Annotated in this window: 19 protein-coding genes; 12 read left to right on the top strand and 7 right to left on the bottom strand. The window is 66.6% G+C overall.

The features are described from left to right. Positions 1–72: 72 nt before the first annotated feature. The 8 genes from murC (at position 73) to lpxC (ending at position 12,039) form a co-directional block, all read left to right on the top strand. On the top strand, positions 73–1,518 hold the full coding sequence (murC, locus tag EG854_RS08105; protein WP_123287614.1) for a UDP-N-acetylmuramate--L-alanine ligase: 1,446 nt from the start codon (positions 73–75) through the stop codon (positions 1,516–1,518). Further along, positions 1,515–2,426 (top strand): UDP-N-acetylmuramate dehydrogenase, encoded by a 912-nt coding sequence (gene murB, locus EG854_RS08100; protein ID WP_123287613.1) that lies wholly within the window; start codon positions 1,515–1,517, stop codon positions 2,424–2,426. The genes murC and murB overlap by 4 nt, the downstream gene beginning before the upstream one ends. Before the next feature lie 15 nt (positions 2,427–2,441). Then, entirely contained in the window at positions 2,442–3,383 is a 942-nt protein-coding gene (locus EG854_RS08095; RefSeq protein ID WP_123287612.1) for a D-alanine--D-alanine ligase, read from the top strand. Beyond that, a complete protein-coding gene (locus tag EG854_RS08090) occupies positions 3,371–4,297 on the top strand; it encodes a cell division protein FtsQ/DivIB (protein WP_123287611.1) in 927 nt (308 codons plus the stop codon). Before EG854_RS08095 ends, EG854_RS08090 begins: the two co-directional genes overlap by 13 nt. After that, a complete protein-coding gene (gene ftsA / locus EG854_RS08085; protein ID WP_123287610.1) occupies positions 4,297–5,622 on the top strand; it encodes a cell division protein FtsA in 1,326 nt (441 codons plus the stop codon). The genes EG854_RS08090 and ftsA overlap by 1 nt, the downstream gene beginning before the upstream one ends. Positions 5,623–5,829: 207 nt before the next feature. Further along, complete coding sequence (locus EG854_RS08080; RefSeq protein WP_123287609.1) at positions 5,830–9,198, top strand: TonB-dependent receptor domain-containing protein; 3,369 nt, start codon at positions 5,830–5,832, stop codon at positions 9,196–9,198. A gap of 241 nt (positions 9,199–9,439) precedes the next feature. Next, complete coding sequence (gene ftsZ / locus EG854_RS08075; RefSeq protein WP_123287608.1) at positions 9,440–10,996, top strand: cell division protein FtsZ; 1,557 nt, start codon at positions 9,440–9,442, stop codon at positions 10,994–10,996. Between the two features lie 143 nt (positions 10,997–11,139). Continuing rightward, positions 11,140–12,039, top strand: a complete 900-nt coding sequence (lpxC, locus tag EG854_RS08070) for a UDP-3-O-acyl-N-acetylglucosamine deacetylase (RefSeq protein WP_123287754.1) — start codon at positions 11,140–11,142, stop codon at positions 12,037–12,039. 3 nt (positions 12,040–12,042) lie between these two features. Here lpxC and pgeF read toward each other — a convergent pair whose 3' ends face one another. Genes pgeF through lgt form a run of 3 tightly spaced genes read right to left on the bottom strand, consistent with a single transcriptional unit; the run spans position 12,043 to position 14,791 of the window. Beyond that, positions 12,043–12,822: a peptidoglycan editing factor PgeF gene (gene pgeF / locus EG854_RS08065; RefSeq protein ID WP_123287607.1), complete on the bottom strand. Its 780-nt coding sequence runs from the start codon at positions 12,820–12,822 to the stop codon at positions 12,043–12,045. Continuing rightward, a complete protein-coding gene (locus tag EG854_RS08060) occupies positions 12,819–13,949 on the bottom strand; it encodes a class I SAM-dependent methyltransferase (protein WP_123287606.1) in 1,131 nt (376 codons plus the stop codon). Before EG854_RS08060 ends, pgeF begins: the two co-directional genes overlap by 4 nt. Beyond that, on the bottom strand, positions 13,916–14,791 hold the full coding sequence (lgt, locus tag EG854_RS08055; RefSeq protein ID WP_123287605.1) for a prolipoprotein diacylglyceryl transferase: 876 nt from the start codon (positions 14,789–14,791) through the stop codon (positions 13,916–13,918). Before lgt ends, EG854_RS08060 begins: the two co-directional genes overlap by 34 nt. A gap of 193 nt (positions 14,792–14,984) precedes the next feature. Between lgt and EG854_RS08050 the strand changes: the two genes are divergently transcribed. From EG854_RS08050 to EG854_RS08040, 3 genes are all read left to right on the top strand, one after another. Then, positions 14,985–15,287 (top strand): accessory factor UbiK family protein, encoded by a 303-nt coding sequence (locus EG854_RS08050; protein WP_123287604.1) that lies wholly within the window; start codon positions 14,985–14,987, stop codon positions 15,285–15,287. Between the two features lie 89 nt (positions 15,288–15,376). Continuing rightward, positions 15,377–15,880: a type III secretion system chaperone family protein gene (locus EG854_RS08045; protein ID WP_123287603.1), complete on the top strand. Its 504-nt coding sequence runs from the start codon at positions 15,377–15,379 to the stop codon at positions 15,878–15,880. A 107-nt stretch (positions 15,881–15,987) separates the two neighbouring features. Further along, positions 15,988–16,800, top strand: a complete 813-nt coding sequence (locus tag EG854_RS08040; protein ID WP_123287602.1) for a pyrroline-5-carboxylate reductase family protein — start codon at positions 15,988–15,990, stop codon at positions 16,798–16,800. Here the strand turns inward: EG854_RS08040 and EG854_RS08035 are convergent. Genes EG854_RS08035 through EG854_RS08025 form a run of 3 tightly spaced genes read right to left on the bottom strand, consistent with a single transcriptional unit; the run spans position 16,789 to position 19,408 of the window. Then, a complete protein-coding gene (locus EG854_RS08035) occupies positions 16,789–17,277 on the bottom strand; it encodes a hypothetical protein (protein WP_123287601.1) in 489 nt (162 codons plus the stop codon). The two genes, EG854_RS08040 and EG854_RS08035, sit on opposite strands and share 12 nt — an antisense overlap. Before the next feature lie 25 nt (positions 17,278–17,302). Continuing rightward, entirely contained in the window at positions 17,303–18,646 is a 1,344-nt protein-coding gene (locus EG854_RS08030) for a sensor histidine kinase (protein ID WP_123287600.1), read from the bottom strand. A gap of 24 nt (positions 18,647–18,670) precedes the next feature. After that, positions 18,671–19,408, bottom strand: a complete 738-nt coding sequence (locus EG854_RS08025; RefSeq protein WP_123287599.1) for a response regulator — start codon at positions 19,406–19,408, stop codon at positions 18,671–18,673. 82 nt (positions 19,409–19,490) lie between these two features. On the opposite strand from EG854_RS08025, the gene EG854_RS08020 reads away from it, so the two are divergent. Next, positions 19,491–20,366, top strand: a complete 876-nt coding sequence (locus EG854_RS08020) for a branched-chain amino acid aminotransferase (protein ID WP_123287598.1) — start codon at positions 19,491–19,493, stop codon at positions 20,364–20,366. Here the strand turns inward: EG854_RS08020 and EG854_RS08015 are convergent. Beyond that, a complete protein-coding gene (locus tag EG854_RS08015) occupies positions 20,363–21,271 on the bottom strand; it encodes a DUF4349 domain-containing protein (protein ID WP_123287597.1) in 909 nt (302 codons plus the stop codon). The genes EG854_RS08020 and EG854_RS08015 overlap by 4 nt on opposite strands. Positions 21,272–21,332: the final 61 nt, after the last annotated feature.

Below are 21,332 nucleotides of genomic sequence, written 5' to 3'. Positions count from 1 at the left end.
TTAGCCGTGTTGCCGAAAGCGGAGGGAAGGGGCGTCTGGTGCAATCCCGACAAAGTCCGCTATGACGCCCGGATGATCGCACGTCTTCGTCCAGTTCCGTTCCCGATCGGGCCCGTCCACTTCGTCGGCATCGGCGGTATCGGCATGAGCGGCATCGCCGAGATCATGCTCAAGATCGGCTACCAGGTGCAGGGCTCGGACGCCAAGGCCGGGGCCAATACCGAGCGGCTGGAACAGCTGGGCGCGAAGATCTTCATCGGCCACGATGCCGCCCATGTGGGCGAGGAGGTCGCGGCGGTCGTCTATTCCACGGCGGTGCGGGCGGATAACCCCGAGCTGACGGTGGCGCGCGGACGCCGCATTCCGCTGGTGCGGCGGGCGGAGATGCTGGCCGAGTTGATGCGGCTGCAGTTCTCGGTGGCGGTGGGGGGCACCCACGGCAAGACGACTACCACCTCGATGATCGCGGCCCTGCTGGATGCGGGCGGCACCGATCCGACCATCGTCAACGGCGGGATCATCAATGCCTATGGCACCAACGCCAAGGTCGGCGACGGCGACTGGATCGTGGTCGAGGCCGATGAGTCGGACGGCAGCTTCCTGCGGCTGAAGTCGACGGTCGCTGTGGTGACCAATATCGATCCGGAGCATCTGGACCACTACGGCGACTTTGACGGGGTGCGGAAGGCCTTCGTCGATTTCGTCGAGAACATCCCCTTCTACGGCTTTGCCGCCGTATGCCTCGACCACCCCGAGGTGCAGCGGCTGGTGGCGACCATAGATAACCGGCGCATGGTCACCTATGGCACCAATCCGCAGGCCATGGTGCGTGCCATCAACTGCGACATGGGCCCGGACGGGGCGCGCTTTGACGTGGCCTTCCAGAAGCAGGGGCTGGACGCGCTGGACGAGCCCGATGTGCTGGAGGGTCTGTATCTGCCGATGGCGGGGGCGCACAATGTGTCGAACGCCCTGGCCGCCATTGCTGTGGCGCGCGAGCTGGGGATTTCGGACGCCGCGATCCGCGAGGGACTGGCGGGCTTTGGCGGGGTCAAGCGGCGCTTTACGACCACCGGTGTGGTCGATGGTGTGCGCATCGTCGATGACTATGGCCACCACCCGGTTGAGATCGCCGCCGTGCTGAAGGCCGCCCGTCAGGTGGTGCAGAAAACCGAGGGCAGCGGCCGTGTGATCGCCGTCGTCCAGCCGCACCGCTACACCCGCCTGCGCGACCTGATGAATGACTTCTCGACCTGCTTTGCCGATGCGGATTCGGTGCTGGTCGCCGATGTCTATGCCGCCGGGGAGCAACCGATCGAGGGGGTCGACAAGGACGCCCTGGTCGAGGGCATCCGCCGGTTCGGCCACCGGTCGGTGCGCCCGCTGGAAAGCGCCGCTGCCCTGCCGCGCCTGATCCGCGAGGAGGCGAAGGCCGGGGATCTGGTCGTGCTGCTGGGCGCCGGGGACATCACCGCCTGGGCCTATGCCCTCCCGGGGCAGCTGGAGGCGTTGGGATGAGCGGGCGCGACACCCTGCCCGAGGTCCGGGGCAAGTTGCTGCGCGATGAGCCGCTGGGGCCCTACACCTGGTTTCGGGTGGGCGGGGCGGCAGATGTGCTGTTCCTTCCGGCGGATGCGGACGATCTGGCGGACTTTCTGAAGGCGCTGGACGCATCGGTGCCGGTCACGGTGCTGGGTGTCGGCTCGAACGTCATCGTGCGCGACGGCGGGGTCGAGGGGGTGGTGATCCGGCTGGCGGGACGGCCGTGGGCGCAGATCACGACCGAGGGCGACACGATCACGGCGGGCGCGGGGGCGCTGGACTCCATGGTGGCGCGGGCCTCGGCCAAGGCCGGGATCGGCGGGCTGGAGTTCTATGCGGGCATTCCGGGCACCATCGGCGGCGCCCTGATCATGAATGCCGGCTGCTATGGGTCGGAGACAATGGACGTGCTGGTCTCGGCCCGGGGGCTGACCCGGTCGGGCGAGCGGGTCGACTATGCGCTGGCCGACTTCGGCTACACCTATCGCCATTCGGAGGTGCCGGCCGACATCATCTGGCTGGAGGCGACCTATCGGGGTCGGCCCGACGACCCGGAGGCGGTTCAGGCCCGCATCGACGAGATCACCAGTCGCCGCGAACAGACCCAGCCGATCCGCGAGAAGACCGGCGGCTCAACCTTCAAGAACCCGCCGGGCCATTCCAGCTGGAAACTTGTGGATGAAACGGGCTGGCGCGGGAAACTGTTTTCGGTCACCGGGGGTGGGGCCAAGTTCAGCGAATTGCACAGTAATTTCATGATCAACCCGGGCGAGGCGACGGCTGCGGACATCGAGGGACTGGGCGAGGCGGTGCGAACCGACGTTCAAAGTAAACTCGGCGTAAACCTCGAATGGGAGATCAAGAGGATCGGCCGCCCTCTCTGAGTTCCGTTCCGCCCCATGAACCGCCCCCTGAAAGACCTGCACGTCGCCGTCCTGATGGGGGGGCTGTCGGCCGAGCGCGAGGTGTCGCTCAACTCGGGCAAGGGCTGCGCGGACGCGCTTGAAGGGCAGGTGGCCCGCGTCAGCCGCATCGACGCCGGGCGGGATCTGGCCAATGTGCTGGGCGGGCTGATCCGTCCCGATGTGGTGCTGAACTGTCTGCACGGCGCCTGGGGCGAGGACGGTTGCGTCCAGGGCGTACTTGAGACGCTGAATATTCCCTACACCCACTCCGGCGTGCTGGCCTCGGCCCTTGCCATGGACAAGGCCAAGTCCAAGGCGGTGCTGGCGGCGGCGGGCATTCCGGTGCCGGGCGGCGGCCTGTTCGACCGGCATGAGGTCGCGCGCGACCACGTCATGGCGCCGCCCTATGTGATCAAGCCGAATGCCGAGGGGTCGTCTGTCGGCGTGTTCCTCGTGACCGAGGGGGCCAATCGGCCTCCCGCCGAGGTGGGCGCCGCCGACTGGACCTATGGCGAACAGGTGATGGTCGAGCCGTTCATCGCCGGGCGCGAGCTGGCGGTTGCCGTGCTGGGCGAGGCGGACGGACCTCGGGCGCTAACCGTCACGGACATCACCCCGACCAAGGGCTTCTATGACTATGAGGCCAAATATGCCCCGGGTGGGTCGGTACATGAGCTGCCCGCGCGGCTGAAATCCGATGTGTTCGAGATGGCGCTGCGCCTGTCGGAGCGGGCGCACACGGCCTTGGGCTGTCGCGGGGTGACGCGATCCGATTTCCGTTATGACGATGTTAAGGACGTTCTCGTTCTTCTGGAGGTCAACACCCAGCCGGGCATGACCTCGACCTCGCTCGTTCCCGAGCAGGCCGCCCATGTCGGCGTCGGGTATCCGGAACTGGTCAGGTGGATGGTGGAGGACGCGTCATGCCCGCGGTAGTTCGCGGCGGTCGGCGCCAGCAGGGCGGGGGCGCGTCGGGTGGACGTCAGGCCCCGGCCTCGCGTGGACGCTCGGGGCGCGGCAAGGGCCCGGCGGTCGGCATCCCGGCCAAGATGGCGGCGATCGGTCGGCTCGACCTGTCCGCGCGCGCGGTCGGGATTTCGCTGCTGGTCGGCGTGTTGTTCATCGGCGGGCTGATGGCGACCGGTGCCCGTGCCGAGCGGGTCGGCCAGTCGGTCTCGGACGGCGTCGACGGCATGGTAGCCGGGATGGGCTTTCGCCTGGGCCGGGTGCATGTGACCGGCGCGTCAGACGAGGCCATGCCCGCCATTCAGGCGGCGCTGGATGTGACGGCTGGCCAGTCGATGAGTTCGCTGGATCTGGACGCCCTTCTGGAACAGGTGCGCGGCGTCAGCTGGGTCAAGGATGCGCGGGTCGTGCGCCTGCTGCCCGGCACCCTGATGGTCGAGGTGGTCGAGCATGATCGGCTGGCCATCTGGCAGGCCAACGGCCAGATCGCGGTCATCGACGGCGACGGTCAGGTGATCCGCGGTGCTGATCCGCGTCAGTATCTGCATCTGCCGCTGGTGGTGGGCACGGGGGCCGAGCTGGCCGCCGCCGAAATTCTGCCCTTGATCGAGGCGCGTCCACGCCTGCGCGACCGGACCGAGGCCCTGATCCGCGTCGATGAGCGGCGCTGGGACATTCGTCTGAAGGATGGTGGCCTGATCCGCCTGCCGGCCGACGGCACCGAGGCCGCCCTTATTCAACTGGATGCGCTGGACCAGCGGCACCAGCTGTTCGAGCGCGGCTTTGAACTGGTGGATCTGAAGGTACCCGGCACGCTGGGTCTGCGCCCGGCAGAGCTGGCGGGTGATCTGGCGGCTGCGCCTATGGTCGCGGGAGGTCTGTGATGGCGGGACGTCGTCCGGAACTGACGCTTGACGGGGCGCTGGGGGGCGGTCGCGCACCGCTGGTCGCGGCGCTGGATATCGGCCATTCCAAGATGGCCTGCTTCATCATGAAGGCCGACGGCGTACGCCATGCCGACCGGACGGTACGGGTGGCCGGGGTCGGCCATGTGCAGTCGCGCGGCGTCCAGCAGGGCATGATCGTCGATATGGAGGGCGCCGCCCAGGCTATCGGCCATGTGGTCGAGCGGGCCGAACGCGCCGCGGGTGTCCCGGTAACCGGAGTGATCGTCAGCACCTCGGCCGGACGCATGCAGAGCCACCGGGTTCGCTCGCGCGTGTCGCTGGGTGCCAATCCGGTCAGCGACGCCGATCTGGCGCGCGCCATCGGTCTGGCGCTCGACAAGATTCGCCTGCCGGACCGCAGGCCCATCCATGTGTTGCCGGTGGCCTGGTCGGTGGATGATGCCCGGGGTGTGCGCGACCCGCGCGCCATGCGCGGCAACAGTCTGGAACTGGACCTGCTGGTCGTGTCGATGGCCGAGACGGCCTTCATGTCGCTGAGCCATTGTCTGGAATTGGCGCATCTGGATCTGCAGGGCGTGGTCGCGGCCCCCGTGACCTCGGCCCTTGCTGCGCTTGAAGATGATGAGATGGACCTCGGCGCCCTGTGCATCGACATGGGTGGCGGGACAACCACCGCTACCGTCTGGGCCGACCGTAGCCTGCTGCACGTCGAAAGCCTCAATGTCGGCGGCGATCACGTGACCAGTGACATCGCCAAGGGGCTGTCAACCTCGCGTGCCGGGGCCGAGCGACTGAAGACCCTGCACGGCTCGGCCATGGCATCGGCCAACGAGGACCGCGAACTACTCGAGGCGCCGCCGCGCGGGGAGGACCCTTCCGCCGGCGCCGTGGTGGTCCCGCGCGCCATGCTGAAAAGTGTCATCGCGCCCCGGGTCGAGGAGACGCTTGAAATCCTGCGCGACCGAATCCGTACCGGCGGCATTGCGCTAGAGCCAGGGACCAGTGTCGTGCTGACAGGCGGAGCAAGCCAGCTGAACGGCGTGCGCGAGCTGGCGGTGCGAGTGTTCGACCGTCCAGTCCGGCTGGGACGGCCGCAGCGCGCGCCCCATTTGGCGGACGCCGCCTCGGGTCCGGCCTTCTGTGCGGCGGCGGGCTGTTTGCTCAAGTCTGCCTATGGTCCGAGAGAATCGGTTTCAGCCCGTCGGCTGATGACCCGCCAGATTTCGGCCAATGATGCGCCGAATCCGCACACCGGGGGCCTGGTCGCCCGGGCTGCAGACTGGTTGCGGCGCAATCTCTGAAATGCCTGCCCGCAGGGGCGTTGTCACATTTCCCTTCGATGGCGAGAGTGTGTCCGGATTGTAACATCTGGTGCCTTGAGTGGCCACAGTCGGGCCACAATGCCTTGTGGTGGGCCACTTTGCTGCTAGCGTGCAATCCGGAAGCGTGGGTTACGGCTCGTCACCTGCGTCACGTATTGTCAAATCACTTGGTTGGGGCATCACAACATGCTGTTGAAGCGCAAATATCTCTTTGGAACGACCATCCTGGCCGGCGTCATGATGGCGTCGGCTCCGGCTCTGGCTCAGGACGCCGGTCAGAACCAGCAGGACCCGCAAGCCCGGGAAACCACGGTTGAAGAAATCGTCGTTACCGGTTCGCGCATCCGCCGCGACCCGACCAACGCCCCCACCCCGCTGATCCAGGTCGAGCGCGAAGCGCTGCTGACGACCGGTCAGTCGACCGTGATCGACTATCTGGCCACCATCCCGGCCCTGTCGAACTCGCTGGTCCCGTCGGACACGACCGGTTCGGGCCTGAACGACGGTGGTCTGGACTTCGCCAACCTGCGCTCGCTGGGCACCGGCCGTACGCTGACCCTGGTTGACGGTCGCCGTCACGTCGGTTCCAGCGCCGGTACGCTGTCGGTCGACGTTTCGACCATCCCGCGCCTGCTGATCGAGAACATCGAGATCATCACCGGTGGTGCCTCGTCGATCTACGGCGCCGACGCCGTGGCCGGTGTGCTGAACTTCATCCTGCGCGACGACTTCGAAGGCGTCGAGTTCGATGCCAACTACGGCATGATCAACCAGAACGGCGAGGCCTCGCGCCGCGCGTCGCTGCTGGTCGGTGCGAACCTGCTGGACGACCGTCTGAACGTCTATGCCTTCGGTGAGTACGAGAAGGCCGACATGGTCACCTCGTTCGACGTCGACTGGATCAACGACGACCCGCGCTTCATCGGCATTGATGCTGACCCCACCTCGGCGCCGTCCGACGGTTTCCTCGACAATATGCTGTTCTACGGCCTGAACCGCATGGACCGTCCGCGCTGGGGCCAGGTGACGGTCGCCAACTCCCAGGCTGCCAGCCCGCTGAACGACCCGGATATTCCGAACTTCACCTGCGTCACCTCGACGGGCGCGTTCACCTACAGCTCCAGCTGTTATGCCGTGAACCCGGGCAAGACCTGGTGGTTCGATCCCGGTCAGGGCACGGCCCGTCTGGCCGACTTCGGCCAGCGTATCGGCAACACCGGCGCGAACCGTCCGTACAACTACGGTGGCGACGGCGTCAGCGCGGCTGACTTCTCGACCGCCTCGCGCTTCCCGGAAATCGAGTCCGAGCGCTTCCAGGCCGGCTTCACCTTCAGCATTCTGCCGAACGTGAGCCTGTCGGGTGAGTACAAGCTGGTCACCGAGGATGTGTTCGACATCTCGCAGCCGACCTTCTTCAACATCTATCTGGACGACACCAGCTACGGGCCGACCAGCACGCCGGTGATCTATGGTGTGCAGTCCTATGACCTGCGCTGGTCGGACAACGCCTTCCTGCCCCAGAACGTCAAGGATGCGATCGCAACCAACCGGGTGGCCCGCTACAGCGCCCCGACGGCGACCCAGGGTGGCCAGTTCCTCGGTGACTTCCTGGTTCAGCAGGCCCAGTACATTTCGTTCGGTCCCGACCGGACGCAGGACAACAGCCGCGAAGTCGAGCGCTATGTCATCGGCCTGGACGGTGATTTCGACAACGTCCTGTTCTTCCGCAATGTGAACTGGGATATCGGCTATACTCGCGGCGAACTGAACAACGTCAACGCCGAGCGTGGCATCGACTCGCAACGCTTCGCCCTGGCCTCGGACGCCGTGGTCGATAGTGCGGGTATCCTCGGATCGCCGGGCGCCATTGTCTGCCGCTCGACCCTGCTGGATGCCCAGAGCATCAACAGCGCCGACCGTGTTCGCGGCGGTGCCCTGCAGGACAGCCAATATGGTCAGGACTCGATCGACCAGTGCGCCCCGCTGAACATCTTCGGCGCCGGCAACCAGTCGGATGCTGCCCTGGCCTATATCGACGCCACCATCCGGGTTCGCGAGCAGAACATCTCGGAGCAGGCCCTGGTCAACGTCGCCGGTCAGCTGTGGGACTTCTGGGGCGCCGGTCCGATCGGCGTGGCTCTCGGCTACGAGCAGCGTCGAGAATACACCGAAGGTGTGGGCCGCAGCGCCGACACTGCCGGTCGTCTGCTGTTCATGAACACCGGCCCGGACTTCCTGGGTGCGGAATATGAGAGCGACGAGTTCTACGGCGAAATCGCCATCCCGCTGTTCCGCGATGGTTTCCTGGGTGACTACGCCGAGTTCAGCGCCTCCTACCGTGAGTTCGACTACACCACGGCAGGCAAGGGTGACGTGTACGGCCTGAACCTGGTCTACCGTCCGATCTCGGATATCGCTTTCCGGACCAGCCTGAACACCTCGGTGCGCGTGCCCAACCTGGCGGAGAACTTCCGTCCGGCCACCCAGACCTTCTACAACGGTGTGGTCGATCCCTGCGCTACGGCCTCGATCACCAACCCGTCGCTGAACCCGGAAATCCGCGCCAACCGGGTCCGGAACTGTGAGGCTCTGGCTATTGCCGACGGCTTCGCTCCGGGCTTCTTCGACTGGAACGGGACCACCGCCACGACCGATGACGATTATCTCCCGAACTACACCTCGGGTGTTGCCGGTGTGAACGCGGGTAACCCCTTCCTGGAGCCGGAAGAATCGGAATCCTTCACCTTCTCGGTGATCCTGAAGCCGCGTATGTTCCCCAACCTGTCGGTGGTGCTGGACTACTATGACATCCGCGTCGACAACGTGATCTCGGCCGTGTCGGCCCGGGTTGCCTCGGAAAACTGCGTCAACGGCAACACGCTGGATGCCGCGGCTTGCGCCACCATCTTCCGCAACAACCCGTCGACCTGGGACGGCATCTCGAACGACGCGGTCGCCCGTTCGTCGGGCTTCCGGATCGGCGCGCCGAACGGTGACCCGATCGGCGGCTTCATCCAGGGGTCGATCAACTACGCCGGCCTGGAGACCGAAGGTCTGGACTTCAGCGTCAACTATGCGATCGACACCTTCGATCTGATCGGTCAGGACTGGGGTCGCTTCTCCTACAGCCTGAATGGTCTGTGGCTGATCAGCCAGGAGTCCTACACCAACACCTCGGATCCGACCGATGCGAGCGGTTCGGCGGGCAACCTGTTCTTCCCGCGGGTTCGCTTCAACTCCTCGCTGACCTATGCTCCGAACGACATCTGGAGCATCAACTGGACGGCTGACTGGCAAACGTCGCAGGACATCTCCAGCCCGTTCGGCCTGATCAGCAACATCGATAGCATCCCGCCGGAAGCGATCCGGTCCGGTGCCTTCACCCGCCACGACTTCACCTTCCGCTGGAATGTGCGTGACGACCTGTCGATGCGTGCCGGTGTGGTCAACGCCTTCGACAACGAGCAGAACCCCTACCTGGGCAACACGCTCTACAACAACTTCGATGCCTGGGGCCGTCGCTTCTTCATCGGCTTCAACTATCGTCCCTGGTAAGGATTTTCCGATCCAGAACGGGAAGGGCGGCTCGCAAGAGCCGCCCTTTTTCTTTGTGTCCTCTCGAAAATAAGTACGTGCGCGGAGGCTTCATCCCCTCTGACCTGATCCCCGACTCAGTCTATGCGGTAACTCCCTGTTAAGGCTTACGGGTGTTCTATTAACCCGCTCATAACCAATGCGATTCGGGGGGATTGGCGTCGGTTTACCGGAGCGGGGTCGGATTGAAGGTCGGAAAAATATGTCGCTGTCGCTGGTGCGCCCTGAAGCCACGGAATTGAAGCCCCGGATCGTCGTGTTCGGCGTCGGTGGCGCGGGCGGCAATGCCGTCAACAACATGATTGATGCGGGCCTTGAGGGGGTCGACTTCGTCGTCGCCAATACCGACGCCCAGCATCTGAGCTTTGCCAAGACCGACCGCCGGATCCAGCTGGGCGAGACCATCACCCAGGGCCTGGGCGCGGGCGCTCACCCCGAGGTCGGCATGAATGCTGCCGAGGAATCCGCCGACGAGATCGCCACCCATCTTGAGGGCGCGCATATGGTGTTCATCACCGCCGGCATGGGCGGGGGTACGGGCACCGGTGCTGCGCCTGTGATCGCCAAATGCGCGCGTGACCGGAACATCCTGACGGTTGGTGTGGTGACCAAGCCCTTCACCTTTGAAGGCCGCCACCGCATGCGTCTGGCCGAGGCCGGCATTGCGGAGTTGCAGCGCTATGTCGACACCCTGATCGTCATTCCGAACCAGAATCTGTTCCGCGTCGCCAATGAGCGCACGACCTTTGCCGATGCCTTTGGCATGGCCGACCAGGTGCTGCATTCGGGCGTGCGCTCGATCACCGACCTGATGATCCTGCCGGGTCTGATCAACCTCGATTTCGCCGACGTGCGCGCTGTGATGAGCGAAATGGGCAAGGCCATGATGGGCACGGGCGAGGCCGAGGGCGACGACCGCGCCCTGATGGCCGCCCAGAACGCCATCGCCAACCCGCTGCTGGACGAAACCAGCCTGAAGGGCGCCAAGGCCGTGCTGGTCAACATCACCGGCGGCATGGACATGACCCTGCTGGAGGTCGATGAGGCCGCCAACGCCATTTCGGCCGAGGTCGATCCCGACGCCAACATCATCTTCGGTGCCGCCTTCGATCCGGCTCTGGACGGCAAGATCCGCGTGTCTGTGGTCGCCACCGGCATGGACGAAGAAGTGATGGCCCAGACCCCGCCCTCGACCCTGTCGCGACCCATGCCCACCGGACGGCCGGCGCCCCGGATGCCGGAGCGTGAGCCGCAGCGCGCCCCCGAGCCCGTGATCCGCGCCACCGAGCCGGCGCCGGTGACTCCGACCTTCGAACCGACGAACCGCACGGCCGAGCCGCGCGTCCAGCCGCAGCCGCAGGCCCCCGAGCCGGTGGCGAAGGCCGAGGCCCCGCGCACGCTTGAGCCCATCGTTGACCCGTGGGTCGAGGAATATGAGGCCGACCGGACCCCGCGCACCCCGACGCGTCCGGTCCAGGGCGACCTGTATATGGAGCCCGCCCGCGAGCCTGCGCGTGCCGAGCGCCAGCCGGAACCTGAGCCCGAGTGGGACGACCGCGATCACCATCGCAAGTCGGGCTGGAGCCTGTTCGGCCGCAAGCGCCCCGCGCCGGAGCCCGCGCCCTATGCCCCGGAAGCCCGCACCGAGCCCCGGCCGATGCGCCTGTCCGGTAATCAGGCGCTGAAGACGCCGGAGCCCGAGCCGACCGAGGAAGATGAGTTGGAAATCCCCTCGTTTCTGAGGCGGCTGGCCAATTGATGCACCGGTGCGAACGTCCGTGATCCGGGCGTTCGTCACCGCATCGAAACAATCCGAAACCTGACTTTGGTTTTCCTCTCGTAAACCAGACCATAGAGGTGTCGTCGGGCAATTCCGCCCGGCCTCTGTGTGGACGTTTCGTGATCCCGGTCAAAGCCGATCATCTGGAACAGACCCTGCGCGCCCCGGCGATCATCGCCGGCGTGGGCGTGCACACGGGCCAGCGCGTCCGTCTGGCCGTGCGTCCGGCGCCCACGGGCACCGGCATCGTCTTTGTGCGCACTGACATCACTGACCGCGACAACCGTATCCCGGTCTCGGGTCAGGCCGTGGTCGAGGCCCGCCTGAACACCATGATCGAGAATGGCGCGGGCGTGCGCCTGTCGACCATCGAACATCTGATGGCGGCCTTCTGCGCGCTGGGTATCTCCAACGCTGTGGTCGAGGTGGACGGCCCCGAATTGCCGATTCTGGATGGCTCGGCGCTGCCGTTCGTGCAGCTGCTGGACCGGGCGGGTTTCCGCAATCAGGCGGCCCCGCTGCGTTTTATCGAGATCCTGTCGCCGATCGAGGTGACCGAGGGCGACAAGCACGCGCGCCTGCTGCCCTGCGACCGCTATGAGATGCGGTTCGAGATCGACTTCGACACGCCGGTGATCGGCAATCAGGTGGTGGATTTCGTCGTCGATGAGGCCACCTTCCGCAGTGACATCATGGCGGCCCGCACCTTTGGCTTTGCCCAAGAGGTCGAGGCCCTGCGCCGCGCCGGTCTGGCCCGCGGCGGCAGCCTTGAGAATGCGGTCGTGATCGACGGCGACCAGATCCTGAACACCGGCGGCCTGCGGATGGAACGCGAGTTCGTCAAGCACAAGGCGCTGGACGCCATCGGCGACCTCTATGTGCTGGGTGGCCCGCTGCTGGGCCGCTATGAAGGCTACAAGGCCGGCCACGCCGTCAACAATATGCTGGTCCGCGCACTGCTGGCTCGCCCGGATGCCTGGCGCGAAGTTGTCCGCACGCCCGACATGGCGATGGCGGGCTGAGGCCTACTCCAGCGTAATCACGCTCATCATCCGGCCGAAGTCGGGCTCGCCGCTCAGGTGGGCGCGGCGGTTGGAATAGAAACGGTCGGGGTCGACCAGGGTGTCGTGGCCGGTCCAGGCGATCTGGCCAACACCCGCGCACTCCAGCTTCCACATCACCAGCCCAGGCAGGTCGAACTGACGCCGGTCGGGCTGTTTGCCCATGATGAAGAACTGCCCCGATCCCGAGGACTGGTGGAGGAACCGTTCCTCGAAGGCCTCGTCGACCTCATAGGAGGCCTGGGCGATGGTGGGGCCGACGACGGCGATGGTCTGATCGTGCTCGGCGCCGCTCTCCTTCATCTGGCGAAGGGTGGCCTCGATCACGCCGCCGACGGCGCCTTTCCAGCCCGCGTGGACTGCGGCGACCATCCCGGCGCGGGGGTTAGCGATCAGGATCGGCGCGCAGTCGGCGGTCAGGACGGCGCACAGGATGCCCGGCACCTCCACCGCAATCACGGCATCCCCCTCGGGGCGTTCGTCGCCGAAGGGCTGGTCGGTCATGTGCACGATGTCGGAGTGGATCTGGTAGCAGGCGGCGAAGTCATCGGGCGTGCCCCCCATGGCAGCCGCCACGAGCGCGCGGTTTTCCCGCACCGCGTCGGGATCGTCGCTGGAGCCCACGCCGGTGTTCAGACCCTTGTAGATCCCGGTCGAGACGCCGCCCTCACGCGTGAAAAAGCCATGTCGGATGCCCGGGATATCCAGCAGCGGATGGGTGATCGGCGTCGGCAGGTCGGTCATGGTTCAACCTCGAAGGCGGGCAGGGTCAGGGTATCGGGGACATACAGGGCCGCGACCTTGAACAGGGTGCCCATCTGGTCCGGAGCGGTCAGGCGCTGGACCTGACGGTCGATCAGGGCGGCGGCTTCCGGTTGGGCAGACTTCAGCCGGTCGGCGCGGACGGTCAGCCCGAGGCGCGTCAGGAACTCGGCCTGGGTGAGCAGGGGGGCGGTCGATACACCGGCGGCCTGCGCGGCCGCGAGAACCGCCGGAAAGTCTGCCCACTGGGTCAGATCGGCCTGACCGGGCGTGGCCAGCGGATCGACCTTCTCGTGCTGCGACAGGGCCTGAAGCGTGTCACCAGGGCCGGGGGTGTCGCGGCCATAGTCGATCAGCAGAGCCGCGCCGATATGCTGCTTCAGCAGGTGGGCGAGGGTGCCGGCAAAGGCGCGCTGGGCCGCAGACTGTTCGATAACCTGTCCGGGCTGCACGTCATGGTCGGGGGGTGAGAAGCCCGGGCCGACCGGTCCCAGGCGGAAGGCGAGCTCGCCCTCGGCATCCAGCCCTACCATCCGCTCGGCCCAGCCGTCGGGTGTGCGCTCGAACTGGCGGGCGGGCAGGCAGTCCAGCACCTCATTGGCGACCAGAAGGATGGGGCCCTTGCCGTCGATGGCGGACAGGCTGTCGGTCCAGCGGGGCGTGACCGGGGCCTCGGCCAGCCGCGCCTTTTGCACCGCACGCAGCGGGCCGCTGGGCTCGACAAGGGTCAGGTCGCAGGCCTCGATCAAGGCCGGGACGACACGGGCGGCGCGCAGGATGTCAGCCATCAGGGTGCCGTCACCCGGCCCCACCTCGATCAGCTGAAATCGGGCGGGCGCACCCATTCGCGACCAGGTCTCGACCAGCCACAGGCCGATCAGCTCGCCGAACATCTGGCTGACGGTCGGCGCGGTCAGGAAGTCGCCGTCCGGCCCGATGGCTGGGCGCGTCGCATAATAGCCGCCCTGCGGGTCGTGCAGGCAGCGGGTCACATAGTCGGCGACGCTCAACGGGCCGGTCAGGGCGATCTCGCGCTGGAGCCGCCCCTTCAGGTCCGCTGCGTGCGCCGGGCCGCTCAGGAGTTCGCGCCGACCGGCGGACGGCTCCATGCCCGCCAGATCAGCCAGCCACCCAGCAGGATCATGGGCAGGGACAGCAGCATGCCCATGGTGACCACGCCCTGCAGCGCATCGGGCATATGGGTGTCAGGCTCGCGCACCGTCTCCAGCACGGCGCGGCTGAGACCATACCCGAGCAGGAACAGGCCGGTGATGTAGCCGGGCTTGGTCAGCAGCTTCATCTTCCAGACGCCGAGGGTCAGGATGATGAACAGCAGCAGGCCTTCCAGCCCGGCCTCATACAGCTGGCTGGGGTGGCGCGGCACATCGCCGGCCGGGCAAAAGCCATAGGTGTTGTAGATCGTCTGGTTACAGAAGCGGATGGCCCAGGGGACATCCGTCGTCCGGCCCCACAGCTCGCCATTGATGAAGTTGGCCATGCGCCCGAAAAACAGGCCGATGGGCACCACGGGCGCGACCAGATCGCCGAGGCTGAGCAGGTTGATCTTCTGCCGGTTGGCGAACCAGACGATGGCCAGGGTCACGCCGATCAGGCCGCCGTGGAAGGACATGCCGCCGCTCCACATCTGGAACAGCTCCAGCTTTGACCAGCCCTCGCCGGTGAACAGCTGGGCATAAAGGGACGGCTTGTAGAACAGGGCATAGCCCAGTCGCCCGCCGAGGATCACACCCAGCGCGATCCACAGCACCAGATCATCCAGCTGGCTCTGGGTGACGGGGGGGCGGCCGGGCGCCCAGATCGAGATCGTCTTTGCCAGCTTCGAGGCATACCACCAGCCCAGACCCAAGCCGGCGATGTAGGCCAGCGCATACCAGCGCAGCGGAAACGGGCCGATGGAGATCAGTACCGGATCGAACTCGGGAAAGGGCACGGGGCGTCCTTGGTGTGATCAGCGTTGCCTCGCCTTTAGCAAGACGGGCGGGGGGCGTCTTGCAAGAATTGACGACGGCGGGTTTGCGGCGGTCGGGTCGATCGGCCACATGGACGCCACCGACGCAAGATTTCATTAACCCTCTGGAAACCGGCGCAGCCCAGCGTCGGGACAGACATCAAGGCAGGCTTCCATGCAGACCCGCAATCCGCTTCTCGACGAACTGGCCCGGCTGTCGACCGGCGCCATGGGCCTGGCCCAGGCTGCGGGCGAGGAAGCCAAGTCCGCCATGCGCGCCCAGACGGATCGCATGGTCGCAGATCTGGATCTGGTGCGTCGCGACGAGTTCGAGGCCCTGAAGGCCGAGGTCAAGGCCCTGCGCGCCGAACTGGCCGCGCTGAAGGGAGGCGGGGCTGCACCCGCCAAACGCACCCGCAACAAGCCTCAAAAGGGAACGTCCACAGGCGATCTTCCCCCTCGGGACGCAGCCGGTTGAGCCGAATCCGCGAACAGGCCTACCGTCAGCGTGCTGAGGGCGATTCCCGGGGCTTTCCCGGTAACCTTCTGAAAGACAGGACTCTCTGAATGGACATGGTCAGACCGGACGAGGTGGAAACGGCCTTCGATCCCCTCGATGTGGTCGAACATGTTCTGACGGCGGAAAATCTTCCGTTCGACCGCACGGCAGAGGGCGATCTGGCCTTTGCGCTGGCGGGCGACTGGAAGGATTATGAGCTGTGGTTCGCCTGGCGGCCCGAGGGCGACTGTCTGCAACTGTGCTGCGCACTGGACCTACGGGTCGGCAAGACGCGCCGCCCGGCCCTGCATGAGCTGATCGGCCTGATCAACCAGCGCACTTGGCTGGGCCATTTCGAGCTGTGGAGCGAGGACCAGGAGATCGTCTTCCGCCACGCCCTGGCCCTGCCGCACGGCGAGCGCCCGACGCTGTCGCAGGCGGCCTCGATGATCGATGCGGCCATCGATGCGGCAGACCGCTATTTCCCCGCGTTTGATTACCTCGTGCGCGGCGGACGCAAGCCCCAGGATGCTATTGACGCCTGCATGTTCCAGACCGTCGGCACGGCCTGATCCCCTTCGGGACGCTGTGCGCCAGTTTGGCGGCCCGCGACCGGCCATGTTAGGCACTCCGCACTGATGACCGGCCCGGTTCGGGCCCTCACCGACGTGGAGACTGCATGACTGACACCTTTACCCTGGATACGGATATTGCCCTGATCGGCTGCGGACGGCTGGGCTCGGCCCTCGTCGAGGGCTGGCTGGCGACGCCGGGGTTCAAGGCGGATCGGCTGAAGATCATCGAACAATACGAGACCTCCGCGACCGATCAGGCCAAGGCGGCGGGCGCGACCATCAACCCGTCGCCGGAGCAGATGAAGGGCGTCGGCATACTGGTTCTGGCCATCAAGCCGGCCGTCTGGCGCGAGGCACTGCAGCCCTTTGCCGATGTCATCCCCGAAGATGCCGTCGTTGCCTCGGTCATGGCGGGCGTGCGGCTGGATGATATCCGCAAGGCCGTCGGTGGCCGTCCCGTTGCGCGCCTGATGCCGACCACGGCTGTGGCACAGCGTCAGGGCGTGGCCGGCCTCTATTCACCGGACCAGAAGGCCCGGGACGTGGCCACCGCCCTGTTCGAAGGGATGGCGGATGTGGTGCCGCTGGAGGCCGAGGATCTGCTGGACCCGGCGACCGGCGTGGCCGGATCGGCCCCGGCCTTCGTCTACGCCTTCATCCAGGCGCTTGCCAGGGCGGGCGAGGCCGAGGGACTGAAGCCAGACGCGGCGGTGCGGCTGGCTCGCGGGGCCCTGCGCTCGGCTGCAGCGGGGGTCTCGGGCGGGCAAAGCCTTGAGGACGCCATCGAACGCATCGCCTCGAAGGGTGGCACGACCCGCGCCGGTCTGGACGCGCTGGAGGTCGACGGAGGGGCCGCGCGTGCCGCGACCGCCGCTGTCAGCGCCGCTGTGGCCAAGGCCCGCGACCTATCCCGCTAGACGGCCCGTCGCCAGCCGGCGAGCGAACCGGTCAAAGGCGTGGCTGGCGTCCTGCCAGGTCGTAAAGCCGCGCACTTCGGCAAGGTTCGAGGAATACCAGTCGTAGCGGACCGGATAGCGGGTGCCGTCGGCCAGGGTGACCTCGCCCTCGATGGTGGCCCCGCCGATGCTCTTGCTGCGCATGCCGTCGAGGCCGGGCTGGGCCGCCAGCTGGGCAAAGGTCGGGCGGTTGGGGCGGATATCGACCAGAACCAGCGAGATGGTGGCGCCCGTCAGGGCCTGCTCGCGGGCCAGCGCCCGTTCGACGGTGACGGCCAGCTGATCGGCCTGTTGCAGCAGGTCGCGCTCGCCCAGTTCATCGGCCTTCTCGATCAGGCCAGGACCGAGCACGACGGTGACGTCGGGACTCTGGGCGGCGGCGGCCCCGGCAATGAGGGTCACGGCGGCCAGAGGGGCGAAGAAGGCAAAGCGGCGCATGGGTGATCTCCTGTGGAGCCCCATACTAACCCGGAAGGCGAATCCGCGCCATCAGGCCGCCCAGCGTGCTGCGATCCAGGGTGATGTCGCCGCCGTGCCCTCGCGCGACGTCGCGGGCGATGGCGAGGCCGAGACCCACGCCCTTGCGGTTCTGATTGCGCGAGGCGTCGAGGCGGGAGAAGGGGCGGAAGGCCTCTTCGTGCATATCCTCGGGGATGCCGGGTCCGTCGTCCTCGACCGCGAGCTCGGTGGCGCCTGAGGGCAGACGGCGGGCAGACAGACGCACGGTGTCACCGTGGGCTGCGGCATTGCCGACCAGATTGGTCAGGGCACGGCGGAAGGCGAGGGGACGGACGTTGACGGTCAACGCCTCAGGCACGTCCACCTCGACGGTTGCGCCGATCCGGCGGGCATCCTCAGCCGCCTGATCCAGCAGATCGGCGACCGAAAGGGTGTCGCTGGCTTCGCCGGCTTCGCCTTGGGCGAAGGCCAGATATTCGTCGATCATATGCTCCATCTGATCAAGGTCGCCCTGCATGGCCGAGGCTCGCTTGAAGGGCGGTGCGAGGGCCAGCTCCAGCCGCAGCCGGGTCAGGGGCGTCCTCAGGTCGTGGCTGACCGAAGCCAGCAGGGCCGTGCGCTGGTCGATATGTCGCTGGATGCGGTCGCGCATGTCCATGAAGGCCCGCGCGGCGGCCCGAACCTCGCGCGCGCCGTGCGGCTTGAACCGCTTACGGGTCTCGCCCCGCCCGAAGGCTTCGGCGGCGGCGGCAAGACGTTCAATGGCCCGCACCTGATTGCGGATGAACAGAATGGCGACAGACATCAGCAGCACGGTGGCGGCCAGCAACCAGACGACGAAGATGTGCGCCTGGGTCGCCACGGCCCGCTCGCGAGGGGCGATAATGCGCATGACCCCGTCACCGACCTGGACCCGGATGTCGATGTAGTTGGGGTAACGCGTCGTATCGAACCAGAAGGGACGATCGAGCCGTGATGCCAGCGCGGCCTCAAGCGCCCGGTCGACGACGCCTATGGGGCCGCGGCGGAGGTTCTCGGGCAGGGACGTGGCCTCCTGCCAGGCGACGGACAGGGACAGGGTGCGTTCGGCCCGTCCGGCCAGGGTCTCAAGTCCCTCCGGCGTGGGGTCCTCGGCATAAGTCTCGACCGCCCAGGCGATGTCTCCCGCCAAACCTTCCGACAGGCGAGCATTCACCGTCTGCCAGTGCGCGTCGAAGAAGGTCCAGGTGACGAATACCTGCATGACCAGGACCGGCAAGACGATGATCAGCAGGGACCGTCCCCACAGGGAAGTCGGCAGCCGTCGCTTGAGGAAGCGTGTCCAGACCGTGGACGGGAGGAGTTTCATGGAACGGGCCCGTCTCGCCGCGCGTCAGTCCGGAGCCAGCATATAGCCGACGCCGCGCACGGTCTGCAGATAACGGGGGTTCTTGGGGTCGGCCTCGAGCTTGCGACGCAGGCGGGTGACCTGAACGTCCACGGCGCGACCGGTGATGTCGGCCGTGTCGGGCGACAGGGCCATGCGCTCGACCGGGGCATGGGCATGGATCGCCAACGTCTTCAGCAACTGTGCTTCGGCCTCGGTCAGGCGCTGGGGCCGGCCGTCGCGCATCAGCTCCAGCCGCTCCATGTCGAAGACAGCATCGCCCAGCTTGATCTCGCGAGGGGTCAGGGGCTTGCCGCCGGTCCGCCTGAGGATGGCATCGATCCGCAGCGCCAGCTCGCGCGGATCGAAGGGCTTGGACATATAGTCGTCGGCGCCGCGCGACAGGCCCTCGATGCGGTCGCCGGCCTCGCCACGTGCAGTCAACAGCAGCACGGGCGTCTGGGACGTTTCAGCCTTGTTGCGGACCCAGGTGGTCAGATCGAGACCGCTTTCGCCCGGCATCATGATGTCGAGCACGACCAGGTCGAATTCGATCAGTTCCATCAGGCGACGGGCCGCGGCCGCGTGGGCGGCGCCAGTCACGCGATAGCCCTCGCGCGCCAGATATTCCTTGAGCAGCTCGCGAATCCGGTCGTCGTCATCGACGATCAGCAGATGTCGCCCGGATCCCGCGCCCGCAACCGGGCCGGAGCGTCCGTTCGGTCGACAGTCAGAGGTGCTCATTGCATCCCTCCGGTCGGGGTGACGTTGACCTGAACGGCCCCGGCGGCTCTAACCGGCACACAGCTAAGGGAGACTTTGTTCAATGGCCTTCGTTCCTTTCGACGACCGTGACGGCTGGATCTGGATGGACGGCGACTTCGTGCCCTGGCGCGACGCGAAAACGCACGTTCTGACCCATGCCCTGCACTATGGCTCGTCGGTGTTCGAGGGTGAGCGTATGTACGATGGCGAAATCTTCAAGCTGACTGAACATAGCGAGCGCCTGCGCCGCTCGGCCGAGCTGTTGGATTTCGAACTTCCGTACAGCGTGGCCGAGATCGACGCCGCCTGCAAGGCAACGTGCGAGCGGATGGGCCTTCGGGACTGTTATGTGCGGCCGGTCGCCTATCGCGGGCCCGAGCAGGTCAGCGTCTCGGCGGGCAAGACCAAGGTCCATGTGGCCATCGCCGTCTGGGACTGGCCCAGCTATTTCGACCCCGAGACCAAGGCGAAGGGGATCCGTCTGGAGTGGGCCAAATGGCGCCGTCCAGACCCGATGACCGCGCCGTCGGCGGCCAAGGCGGCGGGCCTCTACATGATCTGCACCCTGTCCAAGACAGCGGCGGAGAAGCGCGGCTATGCCGATGCCATGATGCTGGACTGGCGCGGCTATGTGGCCGAGGCGACCGGGGCCAATGTCTTCTTCGTCCGGGACGGCGTGATCCACACCCCGCCCATTGATGGCATCCTGGACGGCATCACCCGCCAGACCGTGACCGCCATGGCGGAGGCGAAGGGGATAGAGGTGATCGTGCGCCACATCCGCCCCGAGGAGCTGTCCACCTTCTCCGAGTGCTTCCTCACGGGCACGGCGGTCGAGGTCACCCCGGTCAGCGAGATCGGCGAGTATCGGTTCACGCCGGGCGCGCTGACCCTGGATCTGATGGACAGCTATTCGCGGCTGGTGCGGCGCGCCTAGGAGGCGTCGGGCGTGCTTCCAGCGCGGCGTTTGCGGTGCCAGCGCAGAGCCAGCCAGCCGATCGGCACGAGGATCAGCAGCAACGGCAGCAGGCCCGCGACCAGATAGATCAGGCCGCCGAGTGTCGCCATGAAAACGCGCAGGGAATTGCCCAGCGCGTCGGCGACGGGGCTGAAGACGCTGTTCGAGGCAAAGCGGCTCTCGGACTGATAGGTGATCGTCAGCTGTGACATCGACACGCGGTCCCGCAGGACCGCCAGCGCCGAACGGGTCGCGTCGAGCTCTCCCTGAACCCGGGCCAACTCCCGTTCGGTCTGGAGCAGTTGTTCGAGCGGGCCGCTCCGTGTGGCCAGCAACTGCTGCAGGCGGTCGCGCAGGGTTTCCAGCGCGCGCAGGCGGGCCTCGGTATCCGTCAGCGACCGGCTCAGATCCTCAGCATCGGTGCGCGACTGGGCGATCCGACCGCCGGCCGCATCTGCATCCGCTTCAAGCCCGGCACGAAACCCGGTCAGCCAGGCCGGGGTCGCCCGCAGCCGCAGCGTCGCCGAGGATTGATCCTCGCCATAGGACTGGGTCTCGGAGCCCATCAGCTGACAGACGCGGGGGCCCGCCTCGACGCAGGCTGTCTCGTGTCGACTCCGGACGTCGGCGACCCGGTCGGAGGGCAACTCGAGCCCATAGAAGTAGGCATAGGCTATAGTGTTGGCGGGCTGGATCGGAGTTTGGGAGGCGCCGTCGCCGCCCGCATCCGCTTCGGCGGCTTCGGTGGCGAGCTCGACGTTGACCGATGCAGCCGGCGCCATCTCGGCCGCTGCACCGTCATAGGAGTCTGCGGCCTGATCATCGCCGCCGGAACAGGCTGCGAGGCAAAGCGCCATGGCCCCCAGCAAGAGTGTCCGTCGCATCTCACCCTCCTCGATCTGATCACGAAGTCGTGATGAGGCGCGGTGATCAGGGCGAAAGCAT

The organism is Brevundimonas halotolerans (assembly GCF_003730275.1).
Taxonomy (GTDB): domain Bacteria; phylum Pseudomonadota; class Alphaproteobacteria; order Caulobacterales; family Caulobacteraceae; genus Brevundimonas; species Brevundimonas halotolerans.
This window is presented reverse-complemented; position numbering and strand designations above follow the sequence as displayed.